Annotated in this window: 3 protein-coding genes and 2 pseudogenes; 3 read left to right on the top strand and 2 right to left on the bottom strand. The window is 66.1% G+C overall.

Features of this window, described 5'->3' with window-relative positions:
• Nucleotides 1-99 (bottom strand): annotated as a pseudogene (locus tag ABZW18_RS34525) (IS5/IS1182 family transposase); the annotation flags it as partial.
• On the opposite strand from ABZW18_RS34525, the pseudogene ABZW18_RS34520 reads away from it, so the two are divergent.
• A pseudogene (locus ABZW18_RS34520) lies at nucleotides 93-545 on the top strand (IS5 family transposase); the annotation flags it as partial. The pseudogenes ABZW18_RS34525 and ABZW18_RS34520 sit on opposite strands and share 7 nt — an antisense overlap.
• Nucleotides 546-578: 33 nt before the next feature.
• On the opposite strand, the gene ABZW18_RS34515 reads toward ABZW18_RS34520, so the two are convergent.
• A complete protein-coding gene (locus tag ABZW18_RS34515) occupies nucleotides 579-701 on the bottom strand; it encodes a hypothetical protein (RefSeq protein WP_356195419.1) in 123 nt (40 codons plus the stop codon).
• A gap of 254 nt (nucleotides 702-955) precedes the next feature.
• On the opposite strand from ABZW18_RS34515, the gene ABZW18_RS34510 reads away from it, so the two are divergent.
• Both ABZW18_RS34510 and ABZW18_RS34505 read left to right on the top strand, forming a co-directional pair.
• Nucleotides 956-1,354 carry a hypothetical protein gene (locus tag ABZW18_RS34510; RefSeq protein ID WP_356195416.1) on the top strand — a complete coding sequence of 133 codons (399 nt, stop codon included), beginning with the start codon at nucleotides 956-958 and terminating at the stop codon, nucleotides 1,352-1,354.
• Entirely contained in the window at nucleotides 1,344-2,519 is a 1,176-nt protein-coding gene (locus ABZW18_RS34505; protein ID WP_356195413.1) for a hypothetical protein, read from the top strand. Before ABZW18_RS34510 ends, ABZW18_RS34505 begins: the two co-directional genes overlap by 11 nt.
• Nucleotides 2,520-2,648: the final 129 nt, after the last annotated feature.

The following is a 2,648-nucleotide window of genomic DNA, read 5'->3' as shown; positions in this document are numbered from 1 at the left end:
CCCCGAGATTCCGACGGACAGGGGCAGACCGGTCCGCTCGGTGATCAAGTGGATCTTCGACCCGTACTTGCCCCGGTCGACAGGATTCGGACCTGACAGGTCCGAATCCCGTAGATCGCGGAAAGAAGGGATCAAAGATCCACTTGATCACTGAGCGGACGGGTCTGCCCATCTCCATCGGGATATCCGCCGCGAATACCCATGACAGCCAGGGGCTGGAACCTCTCGTGTGCGGTATCCCGCCCATCCGCTCGCGCCGCGGGCCGCGTCGGCGTTTGCCCGCCAAGCTGCATGCCGACAAGGGGTATGACTACGACCATCTGCGACGGTGGCTGCGTTCGCGGAACATCACCGCGCGCATCGCCCAAAAGGGCATCGAGTCCTCCCACCGGTTGGGCCTTCACCGGTGGACCGTAGAGCGCACGGTGGCGTGGCTGGCCGGGTGCCGCCGCTTGCACCGCCGTTACGAGCGCAAGGCCGCACACTTCCTAGCCTTCGCCGGCATTGCCGCCGCTCTGATCTGCTACCGCCGTCTTGCCAGGTAGACGGCCCACCGGTCCTTCCATATCGAGTGGGGCTCACGCCTTGATCAGCTCCTCGCTCACCTCCCAGAGTCGCTGGGCGGACTGCGGGTCGATGGCGTGCGGCCCGACGTCGGCCAGTGCCCGTGCTGCGCCGCGTCGGCTGGATTTATGGGTCACCGAACTCGGCGACACCACCACAGCTCTGAGGCCATATCAGACGGCGACCCGAAACCGCTCACCCTGCCGCTTCACTTGCCGGGGGCGGGACAGGCAGGAAGGCAACAGCTGACAGGACACGGACCGGTCGATCACCGCTCACGCAACGTGACGCAAGGGGCGCGGGGAGCGACAAGGCGGCTCGGTCCGATGGGGTGCGGCGCTCATCGGACCGGAAGACAATGGTGCCGAGTACCAGGTGAGAAGAGGTCCCGATGGTGACGCAAAGTGATCTCGCCCTGCTCGACCTGCCGGAACGGCAACTCGACGTCATGCTGGGCGAGGCGTTGACGGCGGAGGAGTTCGGCAAGAGGGACTACAGCGACATCGAGAGGCAGGCGGTCGCCCGCCGCTGGCTGACCGCCAACCTCGGCCGCATACGCTCCGCCGTCTGCGGACCGGCTCTCCGTGCCGTGCTCCGCAGCGCCGAAGCGGAGAAGCGCAACCTGCTCTTCGCAGCCGTGGCCGACGCCCTGATCGTGGGCTTTCAGGGTCTCCCGGTGCCAGTAGCCGTACTGGCCGCGCGGCTGGTCCACTACGGCCTCGACGACCTCTGTGGGCCCGCAACCGTGGGCGAGGGGGCAGGCACGGCGGACGGCCTGGATGGATCTTGAAACCGCCGTCACCATCGCTGGAGGGCGGATCACCGGTCCCGCGGACCTGCACGACGCACTGCCCGCGCCCGAGATCGACCTGATCGGGAAGTGGGTGCGGAGCATCCAGCGGTTCATCGACGCCGTGTGCCGCGAAGCACAGCGCGGATCCGGGGCCCCGCGTGGGCCGCTATCCGTAGTGCTGACCCGGTCCCCATCGCTGGCCCTACGCACGCGGCGACTCGATGACGGCTCCGTGGTGCTCCTGCTCCCCGTCGGCGCCATCGTGCGGCCTCGGCTGCTTGCCACACTGCTGCTGACATTTCCGCCCCGCGATACCACGATCAGCTTCCCCGCTTCGATCCGCGATGACAGACCGGAGACGGACTGGGAACTGCCGAACCGTCTCCTCCCGATCTTCGGCGAGTTCGTTGACGACGACGAGCACTGGGAGCTGCTCGGTCATCTGGCTGCCGGGATGACGCCCAGCACCGACGCTGACCTAAATCTCGCACTGCGAGACGTCACCTGGGCGGCCATGTGCTATGCCGTCATGCACGAGGTCGCCCATGTCACGCGAGGACACCTGGATGCGGAGCACACATTTCGGGAGAGAGGACCCACACCCCGCCCGGCGCTGTCTCTCCGAGAGCTCCGGCGCGGTCTGGAGATAGATGCCGATGCCAACGGCAGCATTCTGTTTCTCGTCGCGCTCATGGCGAGGCTGGAAGAGATGGAGGCGACCCAGCACTTCACCAGCGCCTTCGAGTGGATCGGCTTCGCCATCCCCATGTTCCTCGGCATGTACGACACGCGCAGAAAGGCACTCGGCCTCTACGCCGAGGGGCTCTACCCACATCCGGTCGTCCGCCACGAGCTGTTCGTCCGGGTATGCGCCAACTACCTGCATGCACACAAGCGCGAGTGGCTCGACGACTGGCTGCACTATGAGCCGGACGGCTGGACCTCCTGCATCAAGGCGCTCTGGCGTCTCGATGAGGACTGCGTCCTCGGGCGGTTCAGCGACCCCCCACAGGAAGGGTGGCGCTGCGCCCCCATCACGGCAGTGAACTGGCATGCCACCGACTCCCCTGCCATCTTCAGCTCTCTTGAACAGGAAACCGCCCTCCACCAGGACGTTGTGGTTCTCTTGAGCGCCTGGCAGGGGGAGCCTGAGGCTCGATGACGCCTCCCGTGAGATGGCTCCTTTACCTCCCACGCTAAGACGTCATCTCATTTGGATGGTTCGGTAGGCTGTCGGTCGTGGTGGGGATCGTTGAGCGGCTGGTGCCGGACGAGTTGTGGGAGTTGTTCC

This window comes from Streptomyces sp. NPDC004647, assembly GCF_040609575.1.
Classification (GTDB): Bacteria; Actinomycetota; Actinomycetes; order Streptomycetales; family Streptomycetaceae; genus Streptomyces.
The sequence above is the reverse complement of the archived record's forward strand: the minus strand, read 5'-3'. Positions and strand labels throughout refer to the sequence as shown.